The sequence below is a fragment of the Streptomyces sp. NPDC002092 genome (assembly GCF_053593775.1).
On sequence record NZ_JBSFDG010000005.1, the window covers coordinates 494,594 to 517,955 of the forward strand.

At 70.0% G+C, this 23,362-nt stretch carries 19 protein-coding genes; 9 read left to right on the top strand and 10 right to left on the bottom strand.

All coding sequences use genetic code 11. The features are described 5' to 3' along the window. Positions 1-286: 286 nt before the first annotated feature. The gene (locus ACWCRD_RS14850) at positions 287-853 is read left to right on the top strand and encodes a DJ-1/PfpI family protein (protein ID WP_450966212.1); all 567 of its coding nucleotides are present in this window, start codon (positions 287-289) and stop codon (positions 851-853) included. A 189-nt stretch (positions 854-1,042) separates the two neighbouring features. Here the strand turns inward: ACWCRD_RS14850 and ACWCRD_RS14855 are convergent, their stop codons facing one another. Next, on the bottom strand, positions 1,043-1,708 hold the full coding sequence (locus ACWCRD_RS14855) for an HAD family hydrolase (RefSeq protein ID WP_450966213.1): 666 nt from the start codon (positions 1,706-1,708) through the stop codon (positions 1,043-1,045). Between the two features lie 45 nt (positions 1,709-1,753). Then, complete coding sequence (locus ACWCRD_RS14860) at positions 1,754-2,269, bottom strand: DUF6912 family protein (protein ID WP_450966214.1); 516 nt, start codon at positions 2,267-2,269, stop codon at positions 1,754-1,756. Positions 2,270-2,584: 315 nt separating this feature from the next. Here ACWCRD_RS14860 and ACWCRD_RS14865 point away from each other — a divergent pair, with 315 nt between their 5' ends. After that, entirely contained in the window at positions 2,585-3,340 is a 756-nt protein-coding gene (locus ACWCRD_RS14865; protein ID WP_450966215.1) for an Rv3235 family protein, read from the top strand. 98 nt (positions 3,341-3,438) lie between these two features. Here the strand turns inward: ACWCRD_RS14865 and secA are convergent, their stop codons facing one another. Beyond that, positions 3,439-6,252, bottom strand: a complete 2,814-nt coding sequence (gene secA / locus ACWCRD_RS14870) for a preprotein translocase subunit SecA (RefSeq protein ID WP_450966216.1) — start codon at positions 6,250-6,252, stop codon at positions 3,439-3,441. Between the two features lie 282 nt (positions 6,253-6,534). Here secA and ACWCRD_RS14875 point away from each other — a divergent pair, with 282 nt between their 5' ends. Together ACWCRD_RS14875 and ACWCRD_RS14880 are read left to right on the top strand one after the other, a co-directional pair. Further along, positions 6,535-7,125, top strand: a complete 591-nt coding sequence (locus ACWCRD_RS14875) for a GNAT family N-acetyltransferase (RefSeq protein WP_450966217.1) — start codon at positions 6,535-6,537, stop codon at positions 7,123-7,125. A gap of 52 nt (positions 7,126-7,177) precedes the next feature. Then, positions 7,178-8,374 carry a winged helix-turn-helix domain-containing protein gene (locus tag ACWCRD_RS14880; protein WP_450966218.1) on the top strand — a complete coding sequence of 399 codons (1,197 nt, stop codon included), beginning with the start codon at positions 7,178-7,180 and terminating at the stop codon, positions 8,372-8,374. Positions 8,375-8,392: 18 nt separating this feature from the next. Here the strand turns inward: ACWCRD_RS14880 and ACWCRD_RS14885 are convergent, their stop codons facing one another. The 7 genes from ACWCRD_RS14885 to mtnA form a co-directional block, all read right to left on the bottom strand. Next, positions 8,393-9,139 (bottom strand): response regulator, encoded by a 747-nt coding sequence (locus ACWCRD_RS14885; protein ID WP_450966219.1) that lies wholly within the window; start codon positions 9,137-9,139, stop codon positions 8,393-8,395. Between the two features lie 205 nt (positions 9,140-9,344). Next, the gene (gene hpf, locus ACWCRD_RS14890; RefSeq protein WP_260326615.1) at positions 9,345-10,037 is read right to left on the bottom strand and encodes a ribosome hibernation-promoting factor, HPF/YfiA family; all 693 of its coding nucleotides are present in this window, start codon (positions 10,035-10,037) and stop codon (positions 9,345-9,347) included. A 313-nt stretch (positions 10,038-10,350) separates the two neighbouring features. After that, positions 10,351-11,286: a ComF family protein gene (locus ACWCRD_RS14895; RefSeq protein ID WP_450966220.1), complete on the bottom strand. Its 936-nt coding sequence runs from the start codon at positions 11,284-11,286 to the stop codon at positions 10,351-10,353. 148 nt (positions 11,287-11,434) lie between these two features. Then, a complete protein-coding gene (locus ACWCRD_RS14900; RefSeq protein ID WP_450966221.1) occupies positions 11,435-13,261 on the bottom strand; it encodes an LpqB family beta-propeller domain-containing protein in 1,827 nt (608 codons plus the stop codon). Continuing rightward, positions 13,251-15,302 (bottom strand): MtrAB system histidine kinase MtrB, encoded by a 2,052-nt coding sequence (mtrB, locus tag ACWCRD_RS14905; protein ID WP_450966222.1) that lies wholly within the window; start codon positions 15,300-15,302, stop codon positions 13,251-13,253. The genes ACWCRD_RS14900 and mtrB overlap by 11 nt, the downstream gene beginning before the upstream one ends. A gap of 1 nt (position 15,303) precedes the next feature. Further along, positions 15,304-15,993 (bottom strand): two-component system response regulator MtrA, encoded by a 690-nt coding sequence (gene mtrA / locus ACWCRD_RS14910; protein WP_187284748.1) that lies wholly within the window; start codon positions 15,991-15,993, stop codon positions 15,304-15,306. 301 nt (positions 15,994-16,294) lie between these two features. Further along, positions 16,295-17,443, bottom strand: a complete 1,149-nt coding sequence (mtnA, locus tag ACWCRD_RS14915; RefSeq protein ID WP_450966223.1) for an S-methyl-5-thioribose-1-phosphate isomerase — start codon at positions 17,441-17,443, stop codon at positions 16,295-16,297. A 140-nt stretch (positions 17,444-17,583) separates the two neighbouring features. On the opposite strand from mtnA, the gene ACWCRD_RS14920 reads away from it, so the two are divergent. The 5 genes from ACWCRD_RS14920 to ACWCRD_RS14940 are packed head-to-tail and all read left to right on the top strand — an operon-like array spanning position 17,584 to position 23,227. Continuing rightward, entirely contained in the window at positions 17,584-18,945 is a 1,362-nt protein-coding gene (locus ACWCRD_RS14920) for a hypothetical protein (protein ID WP_450966224.1), read from the top strand. Between the two features lie 4 nt (positions 18,946-18,949). Beyond that, a complete protein-coding gene (locus tag ACWCRD_RS14925; RefSeq protein WP_450966225.1) occupies positions 18,950-19,735 on the top strand; it encodes a DUF4129 domain-containing protein in 786 nt (261 codons plus the stop codon). Next, the gene (locus ACWCRD_RS14930) at positions 19,732-20,928 is read left to right on the top strand and encodes a DUF4350 domain-containing protein (RefSeq protein WP_450966226.1); all 1,197 of its coding nucleotides are present in this window, start codon (positions 19,732-19,734) and stop codon (positions 20,926-20,928) included. The genes ACWCRD_RS14925 and ACWCRD_RS14930 overlap by 4 nt, the downstream gene beginning before the upstream one ends. After that, entirely contained in the window at positions 20,928-21,917 is a 990-nt protein-coding gene (locus tag ACWCRD_RS14935; RefSeq protein ID WP_450966227.1) for an AAA family ATPase, read from the top strand. The genes ACWCRD_RS14930 and ACWCRD_RS14935 overlap by 1 nt, the downstream gene beginning before the upstream one ends. Beyond that, complete coding sequence (locus ACWCRD_RS14940; protein ID WP_450966228.1) at positions 21,917-23,227, top strand: DUF58 domain-containing protein; 1,311 nt, start codon at positions 21,917-21,919, stop codon at positions 23,225-23,227. The genes ACWCRD_RS14935 and ACWCRD_RS14940 overlap by 1 nt, the downstream gene beginning before the upstream one ends. The last annotated feature ends 135 nt before the right edge of the window (positions 23,228-23,362 follow it).

Here is a 23,362-nt window from a genome sequence, read left to right on the forward strand (position 1 = left end):
GGGCGCAGGGCAGGGGCAACGGTGCCCCCGCGAGCTATCGCGCTGATCACGCCATAAGGCTATCGCTCAGTGAGGGGGGCCCGTCATGAGCCGTATGTGTACAAAACCGGGGGTGGAACTTTGACACTCTGCACAGCGGCAAAGGCCCCACTGTCGTGCGGGCCGACGAAACGAACCCCTCATCTGATCCCCCTTGCTCGAATACGACCGGACCCCTTGGCAAGGCCTCCCCCAGGAGGCACGTTGCCCATGACAGCGCACGCCCGCCCGAGGGGAGCCGCCCGACATGACCGCGAAAATCCTCATCGTCACCGGCGACGCAGCAGAGTCACTCGAGGTCCTGTACCCCTACCAGCGCCTCCGCGAGGAGGGCTACGACGTCCATATCGCGGCCCCCTCCCGCAAGAAGCTCCAGTTCGTCGTCCACGACTTCGAACCCGGTTTCGACACCTACACCGAGAAGCCCGGCTATACCTGGCCCGCCGATCTGGCTTTCGCCGAGGTCGATCCCGGCCAGTACGCCGCCCTCGTCATCCCGGGCGGCCGCGCCCCCGAGTACCTCCGCAACGACCCCGAACTCCGCAAGATCCTCAAGTCCTTCTTCGACGCCGACAAGCCGGTCGCCCAGATCTGCCACGGCCCCCTGCTCACCGCGGCGGTCGACGGCCTCCGCGGCCGCCGCGTCACGGCGTACCCCGCCCTGGAACCCGACATGCAGACCGCCGGCGCCACCTTCCAGGACACCGAGGCCGTGGTCGACGGCACCCTGGTCTCCTCGCGCGCCTGGCCGGACCACCCGGCCTGGATGCGCGAGTTCCTCACGGTGCTACGGGCAAAGGCCCCGGTGGCGTGACGGGTTGACGCAGCTACTGGCAGTCGTGCCGCACGGCCGGTAGCTGCGGGCAGTCGTGCCGCACCGCCGGTAGCTGCAGGCAGTCGTGCCGCTGGGGCGGCACGGGTGGGCGCAGCGGCACCCCGCCACGCCGGGTCGCGTGCCCACCCCGCCCGGCTGCAGCACCGGCACGGCACGGCACAACCCCGCTCACGCCGCCAGCCGCTGTGCCTCCGCCACCGCCTCCGCCAGCGTGTCCACCACCGGCACCCCCACCACCTCAAGGCTGGCCCGCCCATGCGACCCGCCGGTGTACAGCACCGCCCGCGCCCCCACATACCGCGCGGCCACCGCATCATCGGCGGCATCCCCGATCACCACCGTCCGAGCCGGGTCCACACCGACCAGTGAGCCAAGGTGCCGCACCATGTGCTCCGCCTTGCTGCCCCCCGAGGGACCGGTCCGCCCGTCGACGCGTATGAAGTGCCCCTCTATCCCGAACCCCCGCACCAACGGGACGAGTTCGTCATGCGTGTACATGCTCAGGATCGACTGACTGCGTCCCGCCGACCGCCACCCCGCGAGCAGCTCCGCCGCCCCTTCGGTCAGCCCGCAGCCGGTCCGGTGCTCGGCGTAGTACCGGTGGAAGGTCCCGTCCATGACCTCCCACTCGGCGTCCGTCGGCAGCCGGCCCATGAGCCGCTCGTAGAACTTGGGCACCGGCACGCAGTACAGCGCCCGGTACCGCTCCAGCGTGATCGGCTCAAGGCCGAGCTCGGCGAACGCCGCGTTCGTCGCCCCGATGATCGCGTCATTGTCGTGGAACAGCGTCCCGTTCCAGTCCCAGACAATGTGCGCCCCTGTCTGCTTCCCCATGCCAAAAACGTACCCGCCGCCACTGACAATCAAGAGACGGTGGGCTCAGTCCCCGAGCCCGACCAGGTGGGGGATCTCCTGCGTCGCGTACCACAGCAGTTCGTGGTCCTCGGCGCCGTCCACCACGAACTGGGCGTCGTCGTCCCCGCGGTCCGCCGCTTCGAGCGCCGCGGCCGCGGCCGCCACGTCCTCCTCCGCGTCGTCGAGGTCGACGTGCACGGCGGCGGCCTTCGCAAGCGCCACGGCCCCGGTCACCCGCACCTCGCCGAGCGCGGCCGGGTCGAGGCCCCGGTCCGGGTCGGCGGAGGCGGCGCCGTCCGGCACGTCGACGGCGACCACGACGCGGCGCCGTACCGCCCCGGGGTCCGCGGCCAGCAGCCGGAGTGAGGCCAGCGCGGCGCGGTTGAGGGCCGCGTACTCCAGTTCCTCGATGTCGTCCGAGAGGTACCACTCGCGCAGGGCGGGCGTGACGGCGTACGCCACGAGCGGCCCTGCCCCCAGCTCTCCCGTCTTGTACGCCTCGGCGAGACCGGAGAGGGTCAGGGGGACGTAGACGCGCATGGCTGGCCGCTTTCGTGGTCGGTGGCTGGGCGCTCTCACGCGCCTTGTGAAGGGGCCTTCAGGATACGTGCGGGAGTCCCCTTTCGAGTCCCTGCCCGCAAGCCCGGAGGCGTCCACTTCAGGCCTCGGAATTCACCCGGCGCACCCCAGTGATCACGGGGTTCCGCACCCCCTCCGCCACCCTGATAGGTGAATATTCCGGCCACCCCGGCCCGGCTCCCCATGCGCTTGCTGCCGTCACCCCTGGCCCCGTACAAGATCCCCAACGCCAAGTTACCGACGGGTATCGACTCGTCTCAGCGAACGGGGACGCACATGCACAAGATCATGACCAGGGCACAGCACCAGCCGGACACCCGCCCTCCCGGCCGCCGCGACTCCCGCCGCCCCGGCGGCGCCCCGCCCCGCACCCCGGGCGGAACCCCGACCCGCACCGCCCCGGGCGGCGGCCGCCCACCGCGCTCCCGGACGGACAGCCCCTCCCCGAGCACAGGGCCCGCCGACAACCGCCCGCCGACAGCCCCTGCCGCTGCGGCCAGGAACACGACCAGCGCCCTCACGGGGCCGGCGCGCCCGGGCACGGCCGCACCGCCCAAGGACACCACCACGACGGCTCCGGGCGCGCGTACCGCCACCGCGACCCGCACCACGATCCACGCGCCGGGCAACACGGCTCCCGCCCCAGATGAAACCGCCTGCTCCACCGGACACACCCGGCCGATCCCCCAGCCCCGCCCCACTGACGTCTTCGCCGACCTCCTCCTCGCCGTGCTGAGCGGTCAGCGCCCCGTCCACTCGATGCTGCGGCACACCGCGGGCCGGGCCTACGACGAACTGGCCTGGCTCGCCGAACGCGGCCCCCTGCGCACCCGCGGCGCACGCCCGGTCGTCCGCGACATCGGCTACTACGAAGCCCGTCCCGGTGCCGTCGAGGCCTTCGCCCGCATCGGCGCCGGTGACCAGCTGCGGGCCATGGCCTTCCGCCTGGAACGGGGCCGGGACCTGCGCTGGCGCTGCACGGCGGTGGAACTCGGCGGTCCCCGCCCGCCGCGCCCCACGGGCGACGACTAGACGACCAGAGGGACCTCGACCCAGCCCGCACCGCCGCACGCGGAAGGGCCGGGCCACCCCGAGGTGACCCGGCCCTTCAAGCCGCTACGACGCGCCGCTCACTTCTTGCGGCGACGCCCGCTCCGGGACTGCTTGCGCCGCTCGGCGCGCGTGAGACCGTCGGCCTCCGAGCGCACCGGCTCCTCGTCGCCCACGAACTCGCCCTCGATGGTGCCGCCCTCGCCGTCCACGGTCGGCGCGGAGAAGTGCAGGTTCCGGCGCTGCGGGGCGTCCAGCCCCTTGGCGCGGATCTCCGGACGGCTGCCCGCCTGCGCCGGCACGACGTCCTGCTTCTCCATGTCGACCGGCTCGGCGTCCTCGACCGGGACCTCCTCGACCTGCTGCTCGACCTGGACCTCCAGGTTGAACAGATAGCCGACGGACTCCTCCTTGATGCCCTCCATCATGGCGGTGAACATGTCGAAGCCCTCGCGCTGGTACTCGACCAGCGGGTCCTTCTGCGCCATCGCGCGCAGGCCGATGCCCTCCTGGAGGTAGTCCATCTCGTAGAGGTGCTCGCGCCACTTGCGGTCCAGGACCGACAGCACGACCCGGCGCTCCAGCTCCCGCATGATCTCGGAGCCGAGCTGCGCCTCGCGTGCCTCGTACTGCTGGTGGATGTCGTCCTTGATGGACTCGGAGATGAACTCGGCGGTCAGACCGGCTCGGTCACCGGCCGCCTCCTCCAACTCCTCGACGGTCACCTTCACCGGGTAGAGCTGCTTGAAGGCGCCCCACAGCCGGTCGAGGTCCCAGTCCTCCGCGAAGCCCTCGGCGGTCTCCGCGGCGATGTACGCGTCGATCGTGTCGTCCATGAAGTGGCCGATCTGCTCCTGCAGATCCTCGCCCTCCAGGACGCGGCGCCGCTCGCCGTAGATGACCTCACGCTGGCGGTTGAGGACCTCGTCGTACTTCAGGACGTTCTTACGGGTCTCGAAGTTCTGCTGCTCGACCTGCGACTGCGCGGAGGCGATCGCGCGCGTGACCATCTTGTTCTCGATCGGGACGTCGTCCGGGACGTTCGCCATCGACATCACCCGCTCGACCATCTGGGCCTTGAAGAGCCTCATCAGGTCGTCGCCGAGCGAGAGGTAGAAGCGGGACTCGCCCGGGTCGCCCTGACGGCCGGAGCGACCACGCAGCTGGTTGTCGATACGCCGCGACTCGTGCCGCTCGGTGCCCAGGACGTAGAGCCCGCCGAGCTCCTTGACCTCTTCGAACTCCGCCTTCACGGCCTTCTCGGCGCGCTCCAGGGCGTCGGGCAGGAAGTGCGCCCACTCCTCGATGTGCTCCTCGGGGTCGAGGCCGCGCTGGCGCAGCTCCGCCTCGGCGAGGTCGTCGGGGTTGCCGCCGAGCTTGATGTCCGTACCACGACCGGCCATGTTGGTGGCGACGGTCACGGCGCCCTTGCGGCCGGCCTGGGCGACGATCGTGGCCTCACGGTCGTGCTGCTTCGCGTTCAGCACTTCGTGCTGGATGCCGCGCTTGGAGAGCTGCTGCGAGAGGTATTCGGACTTCTCGACCGACGTCGTACCGACGAGGATCGGCTGGCCCTTCTCGTGCTTCTCGGCGATGTCGTCGACGACCGCCTCGAACTTGGCGACCTCGGTGCGGTAGATCAGGTCCGACTGGTCCTTGCGGATCATCGGCTTGTTGGTCGGGATCGGGACGACGCCGAGCTTGTAGATCTGGTGGAACTCGGCGGCCTCGGTCATCGCCGTACCGGTCATGCCGGAGAGCTTCTTGTAGAGGCGGAAGAAGTTCTGCAGGGTGATCGTGGCGAGCGTCTGGTTCTCGTCCTTGATGTCCACCCCTTCCTTCGCCTCGATCGCCTGGTGCATGCCCTCGTTGTAGCGGCGGCCGGCGAGGATACGGCCGGTGTGCTCGTCGACGATCATGACCTCGCCGTCGATGACGACGTAGTCCTTGTCCTTCTTGAAGAGCTCCTTGGCCTTGATGGCGTTGTTCAGGTAGCCCACCAGAGGCGTGTTCACCGACTCGTAGAGGTTGTCGATGCCCAGCCAGTCCTCGACCTTGCTGACGCCGGACTCGTGGATGGCGACCGTGCGCTTCTTCTCGTCGACGTCGTAGTCGCCGGTCTCCTCGACGCCCTTGAGCGGGTTGCCCGCCTCGCCCTTCTTCAGGCGCGTGACCAGCTTGGCGAAGTCGCCGTACCACTTCGTGGCCTGGTCGGCCGGGCCGGAGATGATCAGCGGCGTACGGGCCTCGTCGACCAGGATGGAGTCGACCTCGTCGACGATGGCGAAGTTGTGGCCGCGCTGCACCAGTTCGTCCTTCGACCACGCCATGTTGTCGCGCAGGTAGTCGAAGCCGAACTCGTTGTTCGTGCCGTAGGTGATGTCGCACTCGTACTGCTGGCGGCGCTCGGCCGGCGTCATGTTGGCGAGGATGCAGCCGACGCTCAGGCCGAGGAACTTGTGGACGCGGCCCATCATCTCGGAGTCGCGCTCGGCCAGGTAGTCGTTGACCGTGATCAGGTGAACGCCGTCCCCGGACAGGGCGTTCAGATACGCCGGCAGCGTGCCGACCAGGGTCTTGCCCTCACCGGTCTTCATCTCGGCGACATAGCCGAGGTGGAGCGCCGCGCCACCCATCATCTGCACGTCGTAGTGACGCTGCCCGAGGACGCGCTTGGCGGCCTCGCGCACGGTGGCGAACGCCTCGGGGAGCAGGTCGTCCAGGCTCTCGCCGTCGGCGTACCGCTGCTTGTACTCATCGGTGAGGGCCCGCAGCTCGGCGTCGGAGAGGTCGACGAAATCCTCTTCGATGGAGTTGACCTGGTCCGCGATGCGGTGCAGCTTGCGCAGGATTTTGCCTTCGCCTGCACGCATGATCTTCGAGAGGACGGACACGGGGGTTGGTCTCCTTGCCGGTCGGGCCTGGGACGGTCGGGTTTCCATTTGACTTGCTGAGCAACGGCCATCGTATGCGAGGACCCCACCAAGCCGGGAGGCCTGCCGGTACGACGACCGCCGAAGGCTTCGGGCACCGCTTCAAATCTTCTTCAAAGGGGACAACGGACGGGCCCTGCGGATGGTGCCGCATGACGCCCCCGAATTGCGCGAATTGTGATCACGCGCTCACGCACGGCAAAAGGATGGCGTCCATGCCGGGCCTGCGAGGAGAATCAGCCGATGGAACCCGTCACGCTCATCACCTCCCGGCTGCTCCTGCGCACGGTCGGCCCCGAGGACACCGACGCGGTGTACGCCGCGGCCCAGGATCCCGACATCCAGCGCTGGACGACGATTCCCTCGCCCTACCTCGCCGAGCACGCTCGGACTTTCACCGAGGAACTCGCCCCCAAGGGGTGGGCGAACGGTTCCACACTCACCTTCGCTCTGTTCCTCCCTGAAGGGGAGGAACTCGTGGGCATGCTCAGCCTCACCATGCATTCTCTGAGCATGGCCGAGATCGGCTTCTGGGCGACGAAGGAACACCGCGGCAACGGCTATGTCACCGAGGCCGTCGTCGAGGTCTCCCGCTGGGCCTTCACCCAACTGTCGGTGGACCGCGTGGAATGGCGTGCGGAAGTCGGCAACCACGCCTCCCGCGCGGTGGCGGAGCGCGCCGGCTTCGTCATCGAGGGCGTCCTGCGCTCCGCGATCATCCACCAGGGCGTGCGCCGGGACTCCTGGGTGGGTGCCCTGCTGCCCTCGGACCTGGGGCTGGCCTCGACGGCGCCGTATCTCCCCGCACCGGCCTCAACACCGGGCGGCCGGTGACGAGTTCGCTGGTCATCCCGCGTTGTCAGTGCCGCCGTCTATCGTGCCGACCATGACGTCCCCGCGCCCCGCCACCGATCTCTCGGCAGACGAAGCCCGCCGCATCGCCCTCCGCGCCCAGGGCCTTCTCGGCGCACCCGACCGCAGAGCCGGCGTCCGCGGCGTCCTGCGCCATCTCGGCGCGGTCCAGCTGGACACGATCTCGGTGCTGGCGCGTTCCCACGAGCTCATCGCGTACGCCCGCCTCGGCGCGGTGGGCCGCGCAAAGGTGGAGGACGCGTACTGGAAGGCGCCGTCCGCCGCCCCGCACGCCTTCGAGTACTGGTCGCACGCCGCGTGCATCCTCCCCATCGAGGAGTGGCCCCACTTCGCCTTCCGCCGCCGCGCCTACCGAAGCCGCCCGCACTGGAACCACGCCCTCCCGGACGGCACCTACGACCAGATCATCAAGCAGCTCCGCGCCGAAGGCCCCCTCACGGCGACGGAGTTGGGCGGCGCGAAGCGCACCAGTGAGTGGTGGGACTGGTCCGGCGCCAAGGTCGCCGTGGAGCGTGCGCTGATGTACGGGGAGGTGGTGTGCGTGGAGCGCCGCGGCTGGAAGCGGGTGTACGACCTCGCCGAGCGCGCGATCCCGGACGGGCTGCTGCACGACGAGCTGGATGACACGGAGTGCCTGCGCCGTCTGGTCCGCCTGGCGGGCCAGTCCCTGGGCGTCGGCACGCGCGCGGACATCGCCGACTACCACCGCCTCAAGGGCGAGCAGGTCGACGCGGTGATCGCCGACTCGGGACTGGTCCCGGTCACGGTCGAGGGCTGGTCCAAACCCGCCTGGGCCGACCCGGCCGCCCTGGACACGCCGCCGCGCGGCCGCCACCGCACCACGCTCCTGTCCCCCTTCGACTCCCTGATCTGGGAGAGGGCGCGCACGGAGCGGATCTTCGGCTTCACCCACCGCCTGGAGGCCTACGTACCGAAGCCGAAGCGGGTGTACGGCTACTTCGCGATGCCGGTCCTCGCGGGCGGCCGCCTCGTCGGCCGGGTGGACCCGACCCGTGACGGCGCCACGCTGGTCGCCAAGCAGGTCACCCTGGACGGCCCGAAGGCGGTCCCGGCCGTGGCAGAGGCTCTGGTCGAGGCGGCCAGCTGGGTGAACTGCACCAGCGTCCGCGTGGAGCGCGTGGACGCCCCGGAGCTGCACGAGCCGCTCACCAGGGAGGTGACCCGGGCACTCGTCGCGGCAATGCGCTGACCCGGGGCCACTGGCCCGTCAGCGGATCTCGAGGATCTTCTCCCGCATCGCGTACACCACCGCCTCCATCCTGGAGTGCAGCTGCAGCTTCTCCAGGATGTTGCGGACGTGGTTCTTCACGGTGTTCTCGGAGATGAACAGCTCCTTGGCGATGTCCCGGTTGTTCATCCCGGTGGCGACGAGTTTGAGGACCTCCAGCTCGCGGTCCGTCAGCCGCGGCGCGGGCACCAGTCGGCGCTCGTCGGTCCGCTGGATCATCGACTTGAACTCGGTGAGCAGCTTCGACGCCATGGAGGGGCTGATCTGGGACTGTCCGTCGGCGACCGCGCGGATGGCGGTGGCCACCTCGTCCGTGGAGATCTCCTTGAGGAGATAACCGGTCGCGCCCGCCTTGATCGCGTCGTAGAGGTCGGCTTCCTCGTCGCTGATCGTCAGCATGATGATCTTGGCGCTGGGGGCGACCTCCTTGATGGAGGTGCAGGCCTCGATCCCGCCCCGCTTCGGCATCCGTACGTCCATCAGGACGATGTCCGGCAGCAGGTCGGCCGCCTTGTCGACGGCCTCCGCGCCGTCCCCGGCCTCCCCGACGACCTGGATGTCCTCCTCGGCCGCGAGCACGATCTCCAGGCCCCGGCGGAAGAGGGCGTGGTCGTCCACGACAAGGACTCTGATCGGCTCCTTGCGTGGAGAGCCCGCCTCCGGGCCCATGCCGACGACGCCGCCGTCGGCATCCTCGTCATGCATCGGTCCGAAGCTGTCCGCCATCGTTCCTCCCCCTGAAGGCTGTGGCCTGTGGTGCTGTGCCATCGCCAACCCAAGGCAATGACCCACCGGTTGGGCCATTGCCGCCATGATTCCATGCCCGGGCGACAATGCGATGACAGAGCTGCTCGTGAAGGGGTCGCACACCGATGCCCCTGGGGGCGCACAGGCGCTCCAGGGGCACCGGCTCAGCCGTCAGCCGCGCGGGTCAGCCACCCAGCGTGCCGCCCGGCGCGGGAGACTGCGCCTGGGCGACCATCGGGTCGGTGCTGAGGTGGATGACGCCGTAGTCGTAGGCGTGCCGCCGGTAGACGACACTGGGTTCCTTCGTCTCGGAGTCGACGAACAGGTAGAAGTCGTGTCCGACCAGTTCCATCTCGTAGAGGGCCTGGTCGAGGGTCATGGGGGAGGCGACGTGGGTCTTCTCGCGGACGATGAGGGGGCCTTCGCCCTTGACCTCCAGTGAGCCGATCTTCTTGGTGGGCACTCCGTCCTGGTCTTCCTCGTGGACGGGGTGGCCGTTCCCGTTGAGCGTCGCCGCGCCCGGAACGTGGTCGGGGACCTCGGCGGCCGAGATCCTGCGCGCGCCGCGGCGAGAGAACCGCTTGTCGTGCTGCTTGCGCAGCCGGGCATCCAGCTTCTCCGCTGCCAGGTCCAGCGCCGCGTAGGGGTCGCTGGCCGCTGCCTCCGCCCGGATCACCGGGCCGCGGGAGCGGAGCGTGATCTCCACTCGGTCACAACGGTCGGCCTGTCGGGGGTTGGGCTCCTTGGACACCTCGACGTCGAGGCTGATCACCTTGCCGTCGAGCTTCTGGATCTTCTCCAGCTTCAGCTTCTCGGCCACGTGCTTGCGGAACCGCTCGGGCACCTCGGTCTTGCGGCCCTTGACGACGATGTCCACGCAGAACTCCGTTCCCGGATCACTCCGCTCCACTGGCGGAGCATCTCCCTTTTGCACCAGGTTCCGGCGAGCTCCGGAACCTACGGACTCGGTGACTTCCACCTCCTCCCCCGCGGACAAGATCTCCACTCCACCGCGACGGGTGATTGTGAAAAACCCGCAGCACGGCATTCGGGTACGAGAGCGATGGCCTGCGCCTTTCTCTCACAACCGAACATATCTCGCCCGGACGGATGTCGTCACCCTCTACCGCGCCGTACCTCCGTTCAGGTGAATTGACCCTCTCATTACCTGCAACGATGCAAGTTGGCTGTCAGTTCCGGTTCTTTTCGAAAGAATCTGGGGGCGCTGCGACCACGGCTGCGCAGATGACGTCACCTGCGCCGCCCGCACCCGCCATTCCTGGCACTGAGTGCACACGACCGGGCGCCCCGTCCGCCGAGCCGGCGATCTGTTCTTCTGTGCCTTCCCGAACGGCTGCGGTGTACACAGCCGTAGTTGCTTCGTCGTACGAAACCAGCCCCGAGAACTGCCGTTGCGCAACCGCCTGTTGTTCTCTCCTCCTGCGGGCGCCCGCCCTTTCTTCCGGCTCCGTCGCCGCCCGCACGGCACGCGCCGCTTCGGCCAGGGATGCGCCGGTGGTCATCAGGTCGTCGACGAGCACGACCGAGCCGCCGCGCAGCAGCCGGTCCGCACCGGGGGCCACCGCAAGGGCGCCCGCGAGATTGTCCAGCCGTTGTCGGGAGTTGAGCCCCGACTGGTCGGCCACGGCTCGCCGCTGCCGCAGCACGGCGAGGACTCGGGACGCGATTCCGGTCCGCCGCAGTTCCCCCGCCGCCGCGAGCGCGATCCGCCGTGCCGGGTCGTGGCCCCGCGCCCGCACCGCCGCACGCGCGGACGGAACGGGAACGAGCAGTACGGGCACTCCACCGCCCGCAGCCGCAGGGCCGGCCGCCTCCCTGAGCGCCGCCTGCACGGCACCTGCCAGTGCCGTGCCGAGCGGTGCTGCGAGGGTCAGCGCGCCCCGTTCCTTGTGGGCCAGCAGCGTGGCCCGCACCTCGTCGGCGTACCGGGCGGCCGCGTGCACCACGGGCAGCCCGGGCGGCTCCGGCACCGGTCGCACCCGGCTCGGTGCGGTCCCGCTCAGGACGGCACGGCACTCCGGGCAGAGCACCGTACGAGGCCTGCCGCAGCCTCCGCACTCGGCCGGCAGCACCAGGTCGGTGAGGTCCTGCCACCACCCCCGCATGCCCACCACTCTGCCAACGCCCGAGCTCCCCGGCCAGCCCTGTGGACAACTCCCTGTGGACAAGTCGTCCCCGGCGCAAACCGCCCCTTTGACGCGACCCAAAACGGTCACCGCCGGGCAACCCCGCCGGCTCCCCCGCCCGACAGCCTCACCCCGGATAGACCGGCGCCGCCCCGTCCGTGACCTTCTGCCACTGGCCGCCGGACGGCAGTCGTACGATCCCGTCCTCCGAGCCGGCCACCAACGGCAGCCGGTCGGACTCGGCCGCGGTGATCCCCTTGATCCCGGACAGGGCCGCGGGTGCAGGGCCCTCGGGTGTGGACCCGTCGACCTGCGCGTACCGCATGGTCTGCAGTCCGCCCTGTTCACGCCCGACCACCACGAGCCGGCTGTCCCCGGCCCACGACATGGCCGTGACGTCCTGCAACTCCGGTGTGGCGGTGTGCAGTCCGAGCACCGAGACGGTGGGCCGCCCCGCCGCGGCTTCCTGCCGCCGCTCGATCCGCCCGATGAGCAGGGACTTCGTGCTGCCCTTCGCCACCACGAGCGCTATGCGTACTCCGTCGGCGGCCACCCGGACGTCCGTGATCCGGCCGTCCAGCTCCGGGATCTTCACTGCGAGCGGTTCACCCCTGCCCTGTTCCAGCAGGAGCAGCCGGGGATTGCCCGGGTCGCGGTCGGCCACCCAGAGGTCACCGTAGACATCCCAGCTCGGTGCCGTCAGCCGGTCCTGATCCGACTTGGCCCGGCTGGTCAGTACGGGGGTTCCAAGAGAATCGCCGGACACCAGCGACGCGACGTACAGCTCCTTGCCGTCGCCGGAAACGGCGGCCGCTCTGCCCTCGTCGTGCGACACGGCGACCGAGCGCAGGTCCTTCTCGCCCTCGCCGAGCGCCCCGGCCACCGGTTCGGCCTTGGGGCTTGGGTTGTTGCCGGTTCCCATCCGTACGAGCCGGTTCTTGCTGTCGATGAAGTACAGGTAGCCGGGCTGCTGCACCGAGCCGCGGGCGGTGGCGGCGTCGGCCTCGCGGAGCGAGCACAGCCGCGAGTTGCCGGACTGCAAGTCGACCTGGTCCACCGCGGGGGTGAGGTTCTGCACGGTGAACAGGATCTGCGCGGCCATCTCGTTGCACTGACTCTGACCGACCCGGCGGGCTTTCTCGTTCAGTGGCACGGTCAGCGTGTTCTGGTCGTCGGGCGTCAGCGCGGTGGCGCCGTCCTTCAGCGCCGTACCCTTCGGGAAACTCGTCCGCACCACGTGGTCGAGCCAGTTCGTGGGCCCGTTGAGCAGTGAGCGGACCGTCTGCGTCATGGGGTCGACGCGCCGGCGGACGTACACGGGATCGGCGACGGCCGCCGGCTGCGTCGTGCTGCCGGCCGCGGCGTTCGAGGCGAAGTAGTACTTGTTGACGGACATGTAGTTGCGCTGGAAGTCCGACTTACCCATGACGATGCCCTGCGGCAGCCTGTCGATGCGCCACTGCTTGGTCTTCTCGTCGCGCGTGAGATGCACCGGCGCGTCATAGGGCCCCTCGTCGGGGGAGTACGCCTGCTGCTCGTCCACTTTCGCGACCCTGGTACCGGTCAGTGTGAACGAAAGGTCGTCGCCCTCCCGGCCGCCCAGGCGGTTGGGGTCGATGCCGGGCCCGTTGGCGAGGACCGTGCTGGACTGCCCCGGTTTCCATGTCTGTGACGCCGTCTTGGTCAGGTATTGGCGCGCCGTCGAATAGTTCGGATCGTCGCTGGTCAGTGCCTCGAGAAAGCCGGAGACGATGTCCGACGGCTGGGCGTCCTCCTGGGGCGGCATGGCGAAGACCCGCACCTGGGTGTCCTGTCGCGGTGTGGAGTCGACACCGCTCAGGTCGCCGCTGTCGGGCATGGAGGCGCATCCCGCCAGCAGTACCGCACCACAGGCTGCGTACGCCGCCGCGCGCATCGGTCTGCGCTCGGCGCCCCCCTTGCGGTCAGCGCCCACGAAATGCCTCCCCTTGCTTCTTCGACTCCTCCGGCACGGTGTCCGGGCGGCTCGAGGTCTCGGCCCCGTCCTCGCCGGGCGTCTCGTTCTGCCGTCTGGCTCCGGAGGTCGGACGGGGCACCACGCGCGCGCCGTTCCCGGGCAGTGCCGTCGGGTCGGCTGTGGCGGCCGCACCGCCCAGTCCGGGGGCCATGGGCGGTATCTGGTCCGCGACCGGCTGCGCGGGCACGGTGGCGGCTTTGTCACCGCGCGGCAGCCCGGCGTCGTTGAGTCCTCGGTTGCGCCGCGAGTCCTTGGGCTCCAGGGGTATCGGCGAGCCCCGCAGCGGCTCGTCCGCGGTCCGCGGCAGCGTCAGCCGGAACTGCGAGCCTCCGCCGGGCTCTCCCCAGGCCTGCAGCCAGCCGCCGTGCAGCCGGGCATCCTCCAGAGCGATGGACAGTCCCAGGCCCGTACCACCGGTCGTACGCGCGCGTGCCGGGTCGGCCCGCCAGAAGCGGCTGAACACGCGCGTGGCCTCACCGGGCTTGAGTCCGACGCCGTAATCGCGCACCGCGACGGCGACCGCTCCTCCGGCCGAGGCGAGCTTGACGAGGACGTCCTTGCCCTCGCCGTGCTCCACGGCGTTGACGACGAGGTTGCGCAGCACCCGCTCCACGCGCCGCGCGTCCGCCTCGGCGATGACGGGCTGCTGGTCGCCCAGCACACGTATGTGCGTGCCCTTGCGCTCGGCGAGCGGCTCGGCCCCGCTGACGACGCGCCGTACGACCTCCCTGAGATCTATCGGCTCCGCCTCCAGCGCCGCCGCGCCCGCATCGAAACGGCTGATCTCCAGCAGGTCGGCGAGCAGCGACTCGAACCGGTCCAGCTGGTCGGCCAGCAGCTCCGCCGACCGCGCGGTCACCGGATCGAAGTCCTCCCGCGCCTCGTGGATGACGTCCGCCGCCATCCGTACGGTCGTCAGCGGTGTCCGCAGTTCGTGCGACACGTCCGACACGAACCGCCGCTGCATCCGCGACAGGTCCTCCAGCTGCTGGATCTTCAACTGCAGGTTCTGCGCCATCTTGTTGAAGGCCTCGCCGAGGCGGGCGATGTCGTCCTCGCCGGTGACCTTCATACGCTCCTGCAGCCGCCCGGCGGACAGCCGTTCGGCGATCCCGGCAGCCATGCGCACGGGGGTGACCACCTGCCGTACCACCAGCCAGGCGATGGCCCCGAGCAGTACGACGACGAAAAGTCCCGCGGTCGCCAGCGTGCCCTTGACCAGGCTCAGTGACTTCTCCTCCTGGGTGAGCGGGAAGAGGTAGTAGAGCTGGTACGGCTCGCCGTTGGGGTCGTTGACCTGCTTGCCGATGACGAGTGCCGGCTGCGACTCCTTGTTGTTGCTGTACAGGATCCGGGTGTAACTCTGGGCGGCCGCCGTGTCGTCGTTGATCCGCGCGCGCAGGTCCTCGGGCACGCTGGCCGTCGGATCGACGTATCCGGAGCCGCGCGGACCGCGCCCGCCGCCGCTGTTGTCGTCGCCCGCGGGCAGGGTCACCACTTCGAAGGCGCCCTGGCCACCGCTGGACAGGGACTCCACGAGGTCGCTCATCCACGAGGTGAGGTTCTGCGACTGCCGTTGGTCCGCAGCCGTGCCGTCGTCGCTGGTCCCGACCGCTGCCTCGTCGGCCTTCTGCTTGGCCACCGCGAACCCACCGGTGGCCTGGCTCTGCGAGGCCTTCACCTTGGCGTCCAGCAGCCCGTTGCGCACCTGACCGATGACGACGAATCCCAGCAGCAGCACCACGCCCAAGGACATCAGCAGCGTGGTGACGACGACCTTGAGCTGGATGTTCCGCCGCCACAGCCGCATGACGGGCAGCAACGGCCGACGGACCCAGCGCATGAACAAGCGGAGCACCGGGCTGCCCTGGACTCCGCCCTGCAGCAGACCGCCCTCCAGCAGTCGGCCCCAGCGCGAGCCTGTCGTCTTCCGGCCGACAGGCCGCCCCGCGCCGGCCCTGTCCGGCCCTGGCGCCGAAGCGGCACTGTCACCGGACATGTCAGCTGGGCCCTGCCTTGTAACCGACGCCCCTGACGGTCACCACGATCTCCGGCCGCTCCGGGTCCTTCTCGACCTTGGAGCGCAGCCGCTGTACGTGAACATTCACAAGCCGGGTGTCTGCGGCGTGCCGGTATCCCCACACCTGCTCGAGCAGCACCTCACGCGTGAACACCTGCCACGGCTTGCGGGCCAGCGCCACCAGCAGATCGAACTCCAGCGGCGTCAACGCGATCGACTGCCCGTCCCGCTTCACGGAGTGACCGGCCACGTCGATGACGAGGTCACCTATGGCCAGCTGTTCCGGCGCCGGTTCCTCCGACCTCCGCAGCCGTGCCCTGATCCGGGCGACCAGCTCCTTCGGCTTGAACGGCTTCACGATGTAGTCATCGGCGCCCGACTCCAGCCCGACCACCACGTCGACGGTGTCGCTCTTGGCCGTGAGCATCACGATCGGCACGCCCGACTCCGCCCTGATCAGGCGGCACACCTCGATGCCGTCCCGCCCGGGCAGCATCAGGTCGAGCAGCACCAGGTCGGGTTTGCTCTCACGGAATGCGGCCAGCGCCTTGTCGCCGTCGGCTACGAAAGACGGCTCAAAACCTTCACCACGCAGCACAATGCCGAGCATCTCGGCCAGTGCCGTGTCGTCGTCGACGACAAGGACTCGTCCCTTCATAAACGACATCATCCCATTCTCATAACGGTGGCGAAGGTGCAGGTGAGCAGCGTCACTGGCCCGTGACGATAGTCGTACACGGCCGTCACTGTCTGCCCCTGTCCCGCGACGTCGATGTCAGCCACGGATGTCAGCTACCCAGGGTAGGCGCAGGCTGACCATACGGTCGGCCTAGTGACTCCTGGCCGGACTGCTACGACACCGCTACGAACATGGCATGCCCGCCCGATCCCTCACTGCTGGACGAGCGGGAAAGCACCCTTTGCCGGCCTCGAACCTCTACCGGGCAACCTCACCCAAGCCGAGCTCCCCCTCAGCTGATCGTCACCTCGCGCGACCTGGCACAGAGCTCCGCAAGAGCCTCAGCCGTCACGGGCGAGACGGCACCCTGTTCCGTGACGATCGCGGTCACCAGCTCGGGCGGCGTCACATCGAACGCCGGGTTGTAGGCCTGGGTCCCCAGGGGCGCCACCGGAACCCCGCCCCCTGCTTCCGCTCCTGCCACCGGCACCTGAGGTGCGGTGACCTCCGTCACCTCATGGCCGGGCCGCTGCTCGACCTCGATGGAGGCCCCGTCGGGGGTGTCCGGATCCACGGTCGTCAGCGGTGCCACCACGATGAACGGCACATGGTGGTACCGCGCGAGCACCGCGAGCGGATAGCTCCCGACCTTGTTCGCCACCGAACCGTCGGCCGCAATGCGGTCCGCCCCGATCAGCACCGCGTCCACCTCGCCGGCCGCGAAGAGCGAGCCCGCCGCGTTGTCCGTGAGCAAGGTGTACGCCATGCCGCTGCGGGCCGCCTCATAAGCGGTCAGGCGAGCGCCTTGCAGCAATGGACGCGTCTCGTCCACCCACAGCCGCCGCAACCTCCCCACGCGGTGCGCCGCGAGCGCCACCGCGAAGGCGGTCCCCTCCCCGCCCGACACCAGCGACCCGGTGTTGCAGTGGGTGAGGATCCGGTGCCCGCCACCGGGCAGCAGCTCGTCCAGAAGTGCCAGCCCGCACTCGGCCATACGGGCACTGGCCTCGGCGTCCTCCTTGTGCAGCCGACGGGCCGCGGCAAGCGCCGCCGCCGCGGCCTGCCCGGCATCGCCGCTCCTGGCGAACTCGGTCCGGTAGGCGGTCTGGGCCCTGCGCACTCCGACAGCGAGGTTCACCGCAGTGGGCCGGGCACCTGCCAGCGCGGTTGCGGCCTCGTCCACGTCGAAGCCGCGCGCGGCGGCGAGCGCGACACCGTACGCTCCGGCGATGCCGAGAAGCGGCGCCCCACGCACAGCCAGCGAACGGATCGCCTCCACCAGCGCGGGCGCGTCCGTGCAAACCCGCTCGACCTCCTCGGCCGGCAATCTCGTCTGGTCGAGAAGTACCAGTACGGGCCCTTCTGGTGGCTCGTCCCAGCGGATCGCCGGTATCTCGGTCGGACTGCTGTCTTCGCCGGATTGCACGTACTGATCAGCCATGCGATCAGTCTGCCCCGTATCCCGCAGACAATTGAAGGTGTGCAGCCCATACCGCGGCCGGTACCTCGGCGACCACCCCATGGCACGATGGCTGCCAACCTGCCGCCGCGACCGCGGACGGGCACCGTGAAGGAGCGACGATGAAAGACACTCCGGGCTGGGCCTCGCCCGGATCTGCCCCGTCCGACGGGCAGGAGCCCGGCGCGTCCGGCGCTGCCGGGCCCACCGACCGACCCGGCCCCGCGCAGCCCGCGGACCAGCCCGGTTCCGACCCGCAGGACACGCCTGACCCGCAGGGCCCCGGCCCGCAGTGGTCCAAGCAGCAGCCGCCACCCGGCCAGTGGTCCGCGCCCGCCGATCCGGCAGGCTCCGGCCGACCTGCTCCGCCACCCCCACCGCCGCGCCCCGGCTGGGGCACACAGCCTCCCCCCGGCCCCGGGAGCCACGGTCCCGGCGGCTTCCAGGCCCACGGCACTCCTGGATACCCCGCATGGGGCGGCGGCTGGGGCGGCCCCCCACCCGCCGCCAAGCCCGGCGTCATCCCGCTCCGCCCGCTCGGCGTGGGCGAGATCCTCGACGGCGCCGTCTCCACCATGCGCACCTACTGGCGCACAGTGCTGGGCATCTCCCTGACCGTTGCGGTGGTCACCGAGGTCCTCGTCATCCTGCTCCAGGGCCTGGTACTCAACGACACCAGCACCGCGGCCCTCAACGACCCGAGCGCCACCGCGAGCGAACTGACCCGGGCCATGGGCGAGGTCATGCTCAGCTCCGGCGCGGTCTTCCTGATCTCTCTGATCGCCACAGTCGCCGCGACCGCCCTGCTCACCACCGTCACCAGCCGCGCGGTCCTCGGCCGCCCCGTGACCACGGGCGAAGCCTGGCGCGATGCCCGCCCTCAGGTCATGAAGCTGTTCGGCCTGATCCTGCTGCTGCCTCTCATCGCCGTCACCATCGTCTTCGTGGGCGCGCTGCCCGGCATCCTCGTGGCGGTCTTCGGGAACGCCGACGGGGGTGTCGCACTCGCCGTCCTGGGCGGCCTCGCCGCCGGCGTCGTCGCCCTGTGGATGATGATCCGCTTCTCCCTGGCCTCGCCCGCACTGATGCTGGAGAAGCAGGGCGTCGTGAAGTCGATGAGCCGATCCGCGAAGCTGGTCCGAGGCTCCTGGTGGCGTGTCCTCGGTATCCAGTTGCTCGCCGGAATCATCGCGAACATCATCTCGGCGATCGTCGTCATCCCGTTCACTTTCCTCGCCGCAGCGCTCGGCGGCGAAGGCGTCGTCGGCTTCCTCAACGGTCAGGGCAACAACCTCGGCTGGACCTTCCTCATCATCAGCGGGATCGGCTCGGTGATCGGCTCCATGATCACTTTCCCGATCAACGCCGGCGTCACCGTGCTCCTCTACATCGACCAGCGCATCCGCCGCGAAGCACTGGATCTCGAGTTGGCCCGCGCCGCCGGCGTCCAGGGCTACGGGGCCGACGCCGGCTCGGGGGGCTGATGCAGTGAACATGACGGGGGGAGTTCTCACAGCGGTGCCGACGGTCCTGCCGCGCGCCGCAGAATCGGCCGTACGGACGCTGCTGCGTGCCGGCAACACATCCGTCCTGTCGCTGGCGCACTCCGGCGACGAGCCGCCGGTGACGATCCCCCGGGATCCCGCACGTGAGGCAGCCCGTCGTGAGCTGTCGAAGCGCATGTACCACGAGAACGACCCCAGCCTGTTCCAGCGCGCCCTGAACGCCTTCTGGGACTGGGTCGACAAGCTGTTCGGCTCGGCGGCGGCCGCGACGCCCGGAGGCGCACTCGGCCTGGTCGTCGTCATCGTCGCCGTCCTCGCACTGCTGGGCGCACTGTGGTTGCGGCTGGGCACACCACGGCGTGAACTCTCCTCGTCCGCCGCCCTGTTCGACGACCGCCCCCGCAGCGCCGCCGAACACCGCGCGGCCGCCGAGGCGCACGCCGCCCAGGGCCACTGGAACCAAGCCGTCCAGGAGCGCATGCGCGGCATCGTCCGCTCCCTCGAGGAACGCGCGCTCCTCGACATCCGCCCCGGCCGCACCGCGGACGAGGCAGCCGCCGAAGCAGGTCGCGCACTGCCCGACCACCGAGACAGGCTGCACGCCGCGGCCCGGGACTTCGACGACGTGACATACGGCGGCCGAAGGGCGAGCGAGCAGTCGTACCACCGCATGGCCGAACTCGACCGCGACCTCGAACGCACCAAACCCCAGCTCGCGAGCAACATCCCCAGCACAGCCCACAGCGCCCGCCAGGGAGCCGCCGGATGACGACCGAGGTCATGCTCCCGTCCACCTCGGCCTCGCCCACCGCCCGCCAGGTGTGGACCCGCGCACGCGGCATTGCACTCGCCGTAGTGCTCCTCCTGGCGGCTGCCGTCGTGATCGCCGTGATCCGCTCCGACACCCGGCACGGCGAACTCGACCCACGCTCCGTCGACCCCCAGGGCAGCCGCGCCATCGCCGAACTCCTCGCCGACCGCGGTGTGTCCACACGCGTGGTCACCACTTTGGAGGGGGCGCGCGCAGCAGCCGCCCCTGACACAACCCTCCTGGTCGCCCTCCCCGACCTGTTGACACCCCGTCAACAGACCCGGCTGCACTCCGCGACCGCGCACTCCGGTGGCCGCACCGTTCTCATCGCCCCGGGCAGCTCTTCGGTCGAGAAGCTTGCCCCCGGCGTCACCGCGGACCCCGCGACCAGCCTCGACTCGACGCTGCCACCCGACTGCCAACTGCCTGCCGCCCGCCGCGCGGGCACCGCAGACACGGGCGGCCTCCGCTACACCACCACACGCCTCGGCGCCGACGAGTGCTACCGCAGCGAGCGCCTGGCCACCCTCCTGCGCATTCCGGAGACCTCCGGAAACGGCGACACCGTCGTCCTCGGTGCGCCCGACATCCTCATCAACGACCGCCTCGACAAGGAGGGCAACGCCTCGCTCGCCCTCCAACTCCTCGGCTCCCGCCCTCATCTGGTCTGGTACCTCCCCTCTCTTTCCGACAACTCCGCAGCCGACACGGGCGACGAAAAAGGCTTCTTCGACCTGCTCCCCTCCGGCTGGCGCTGGGGCACGCTGCAACTCTTCGTCGCGGCAGCCCTCGCCGCCTTCTGGCGGGCACGCCGACTGGGCCCCCTCGTGCCCGAAAAACTCCCCGTGGCGATCCGCGCCTCCGAAACAGTCGAAGGCCGCGCCCGCCTCTACCGCAAGGCGAACGCCCGCGACCGCGCGGCCGCCGCTCTTCGCTCCACCACCCGCACCCGCCTCGCCCCCCTCGTCGGCGTCCCCGTCACCCAGGCGCACGCGCCCGAGGCCCTGCTCCCCGCCCTGTCCGCCCATCTCCACGGCGACGGGCAGGCCCTGCAGCCCCTCCTCTTCGGCCCGCCGCCAGGCGACGACGCGGCCCTCATCGCCCTCGCCGACCAACTCGACGCCCTCGAAAGAGAGGTACGCCGTCCATGATGGACCCGACCACTGACAACGCCGGGCACACCGGGGATCCGGGCAAAGCCCGAGCCTCCCTGGAGGCCCTGCGCGCCGAGATCGCCAAAGCCGTGGTCGGCCAGGACCCTGCCGTGACCGGCCTCGTCGTCGCCCTCCTCTGCCGCGGACATGTACTACTAGAAGGAGTCCCCGGGGTCGCCAAAACGTTGCTCGTACGCGCCCTCGCCTCCGCACTCGAACTCGAGACCAAGCGCGTGCAGTTCACCCCCGACCTGATGCCGAGCGACGTAACGGGCTCCCTGGTCTACGACACTCGCACCGCCGAGTTCTCGTTCCAGCCCGGTCCGGTCTTCACCAACATCCTCCTGGCCGACGAGATCAACCGCACGCCCCCGAAGACCCAGTCGTCCCTCCTGGAAGCCATGGAGGAACACCAGGTCACGGTCGACGGCACCCCACGCCCGCTCCCCGACCCCTTCCTGGTCGCCGCAACCCAGAACCCCCTCGAGTACGAGGGCACATATCCCCTCCCTGAAGCCCAACTGGACCGTTTCCTCCTCAAACTGACGGTCCCTCTTCCCTCCCGCCAGGACGAGATCGACGTCCTCACCCGACACGCCGAGGGCTTCAATCCGCGCGACCTGCGCGCCGCCGGCGTACGCCCCGTGGCCGGCGGGGCCGACTTGGAGGCCGCTCGCGCCGCGGTCGCCAAGACGACCATCTCCCCGGAAATCACCGCCTACGTGGTGGACATCTGCCGGGCCACCCGCGAGTCGCCTTCGCTCACCCTGGGCGTCTCCCCACGCGGCGCCACGGCCCTCCTTGCCACCGCGCGCGCATGGGCATGGCTCACGGGCCGTGACTACGTCATCCCCGACGACGTCAAAGCCCTGGCCCTCCCCACTCTCCGACATCGCGTGCAACTCCGCCCCGAGGCGGAGATGGAAGGCGTCACGGCCGACTCCGTCATCAACGCGATCCTCGCCCACGTCCCCGTCCCCCGCTGATGCCACTCACCGGACGCGCCGCGCTCCTCGCGGCCCTCGGCTCCCTCCCCGTCGGTATCTGGGACCCAAGCTGGACGGGCATCCTCGCTGTGAACGGCCCACTGGCTTTGGCCTGCGCCTGCGACTTTGCCCTCGCGGCACCGGTACGGCGCCTAGGCCTGACCCGCTCCGGCGACACGTCCGTCCGCCTGGGCGAGGCCGCCGACGTGACCCTCGCCGTCACCAATCCATCGCGCCGTCTCCTCCGGGCCCGTCTGCGTGACGCCTGGCCCCCCAGCAGCTGGCAGTCCGGCACGGAAATCGCGGCCTCGCGCCACCGCCTGACTGTGCCTGCAGGCGAACGCCGCCGGGCCACCACCCGGCTACGCCCCAGCCGCCGCGGCGACCGTGAAGCAGACCGCGTGACGATCCGCTCCTACGGCCCCCTCGGTCTGATCTCACGCCAAGGCAGCCACCAGGTCCCCTGGACGGTACGCGTCCTGCCCCCCTTCACGAGCCGCAAGCACCTGCCCTCCAAACTCGCCCGCCTCCGCGAGCTCGACGGCCGCACCAGTGTGCTCACCCGCGGCGAAGGCACAGAATTCGACAGCCTGCGCGAGTACGTACCGGGCGACGACACCCGCTCCATCGACTGGCGTGCGACGGCACGCCAGTCCGCGGTCGCCGTGCGCACGTGGCGTCCCGAACGCGACCGTCACATCCTGATCGTCCTGGACACCGGCCGCACCTCCGCAGGCCGCATGGGCGATGCCCCACGCCTGGACGCCTCCATGGACGCGGCCCTGCTCCTGGCGGCACTCGCTTCACGCGCCGGCGACCGGGTGGACCTGCTCGCCTACGACCGTCGGGTACGCGCCCTCGTCCAGGGCCGCACAGCACGCGACGTCCTCCCGTCCCTGGTCAACGCGATGGCCACGCTCGAACCCGAACTGGTCGAACTGGATGCTCGAGGCCTGACAGCGACCGCACTCCGCACGGCCCCCCGCCGCTCGCTCATCGTGCTGCTCACCAGCCTCGATGCGGCACCCGTGGAGGAAGGCATGCTGCCCGTGCTCTCCCAACTCACCCAGCGCCACACAGTTCTGATGGCATCAGTAGCGGATCCATACATCGCCCGTATGGCGAACGCCCGTGGAAACACGGAGTCCGTCTACGAAGCTGCAGCCGCAGCCCAGGCCCAAAGTGAACGCCACCGCACAGCGGAGCAGCTCCGCCGTCACGGAGTCACAGTCGTCGACGAGACGCCGGAAGAACTGGCGCCGGCACTGGCAGATGCGTATCTGGCATTGAAGGCGGCGGGACGTTTGTGAGGGGAGGGCCCTCTTTGAAGGGCCCGAGACCTAATGCCTAAAACGCAGAAAACCCCCGCACCGAATGGTGCGGGGGTTTTCTCAACAATTGTTCGGCGGCGTCCTACTCTCCCACAGGGTCCCCCCTGCAGTACC

Coding starts and splice junctions, on each gene's coding strand:
- ACWCRD_RS14865 (WP_450966215.1), top strand. CDS start 2,585: ATGCACAAGATCATGACCAGGGCACAGCACCAGCCGGACACCCGCCCT.
- ACWCRD_RS14875 (WP_450966217.1), top strand. CDS start 6,535: ATGGAACCCGTCACGCTCATCACCTCCCGGCTGCTCCTGCGCACGGTC.
- ACWCRD_RS14940 (WP_450966228.1), top strand. CDS start 21,917: ATGCCACTCACCGGACGCGCCGCGCTCCTCGCGGCCCTCGGCTCCCTC.
- mtrB (WP_450966222.1), bottom strand. CDS start 15,302: ATGTCCGGTGACAGTGCCGCTTCGGCGCCAGGGCCGGACAGGGCCGGC.
- ACWCRD_RS14930 (WP_450966226.1), top strand. CDS start 19,732: ATGACGACCGAGGTCATGCTCCCGTCCACCTCGGCCTCGCCCACCGCC.
- ACWCRD_RS14880 (WP_450966218.1), top strand. CDS start 7,178: ATGACGTCCCCGCGCCCCGCCACCGATCTCTCGGCAGACGAAGCCCGC.
- ACWCRD_RS14920 (WP_450966224.1), top strand. CDS start 17,584: ATGAAAGACACTCCGGGCTGGGCCTCGCCCGGATCTGCCCCGTCCGAC.
- ACWCRD_RS14855 (WP_450966213.1), bottom strand. CDS start 1,708: ATGGGGAAGCAGACAGGGGCGCACATTGTCTGGGACTGGAACGGGACG.
- mtrA (WP_187284748.1), bottom strand. CDS start 15,993: ATGATGTCGTTTATGAAGGGACGAGTCCTTGTCGTCGACGACGACACG.
- ACWCRD_RS14895 (WP_450966220.1), bottom strand. CDS start 11,286: ATGCGGGGGTGGTGGCAGGACCTCACCGACCTGGTGCTGCCGGCCGAG.
- ACWCRD_RS14885 (WP_450966219.1), bottom strand. CDS start 9,139: ATGGCGGACAGCTTCGGACCGATGCATGACGAGGATGCCGACGGCGGC.
- ACWCRD_RS14860 (WP_450966214.1), bottom strand. CDS start 2,269: ATGCGCGTCTACGTCCCCCTGACCCTCTCCGGTCTCGCCGAGGCGTAC.
- ACWCRD_RS14935 (WP_450966227.1), top strand. CDS start 20,928: ATGGACCCGACCACTGACAACGCCGGGCACACCGGGGATCCGGGCAAA.
- mtnA (WP_450966223.1), bottom strand. CDS start 17,443: ATGGCTGATCAGTACGTGCAATCCGGCGAAGACAGCAGTCCGACCGAG.
- ACWCRD_RS14850 (WP_450966212.1), top strand. CDS start 287: ATGACCGCGAAAATCCTCATCGTCACCGGCGACGCAGCAGAGTCACTC.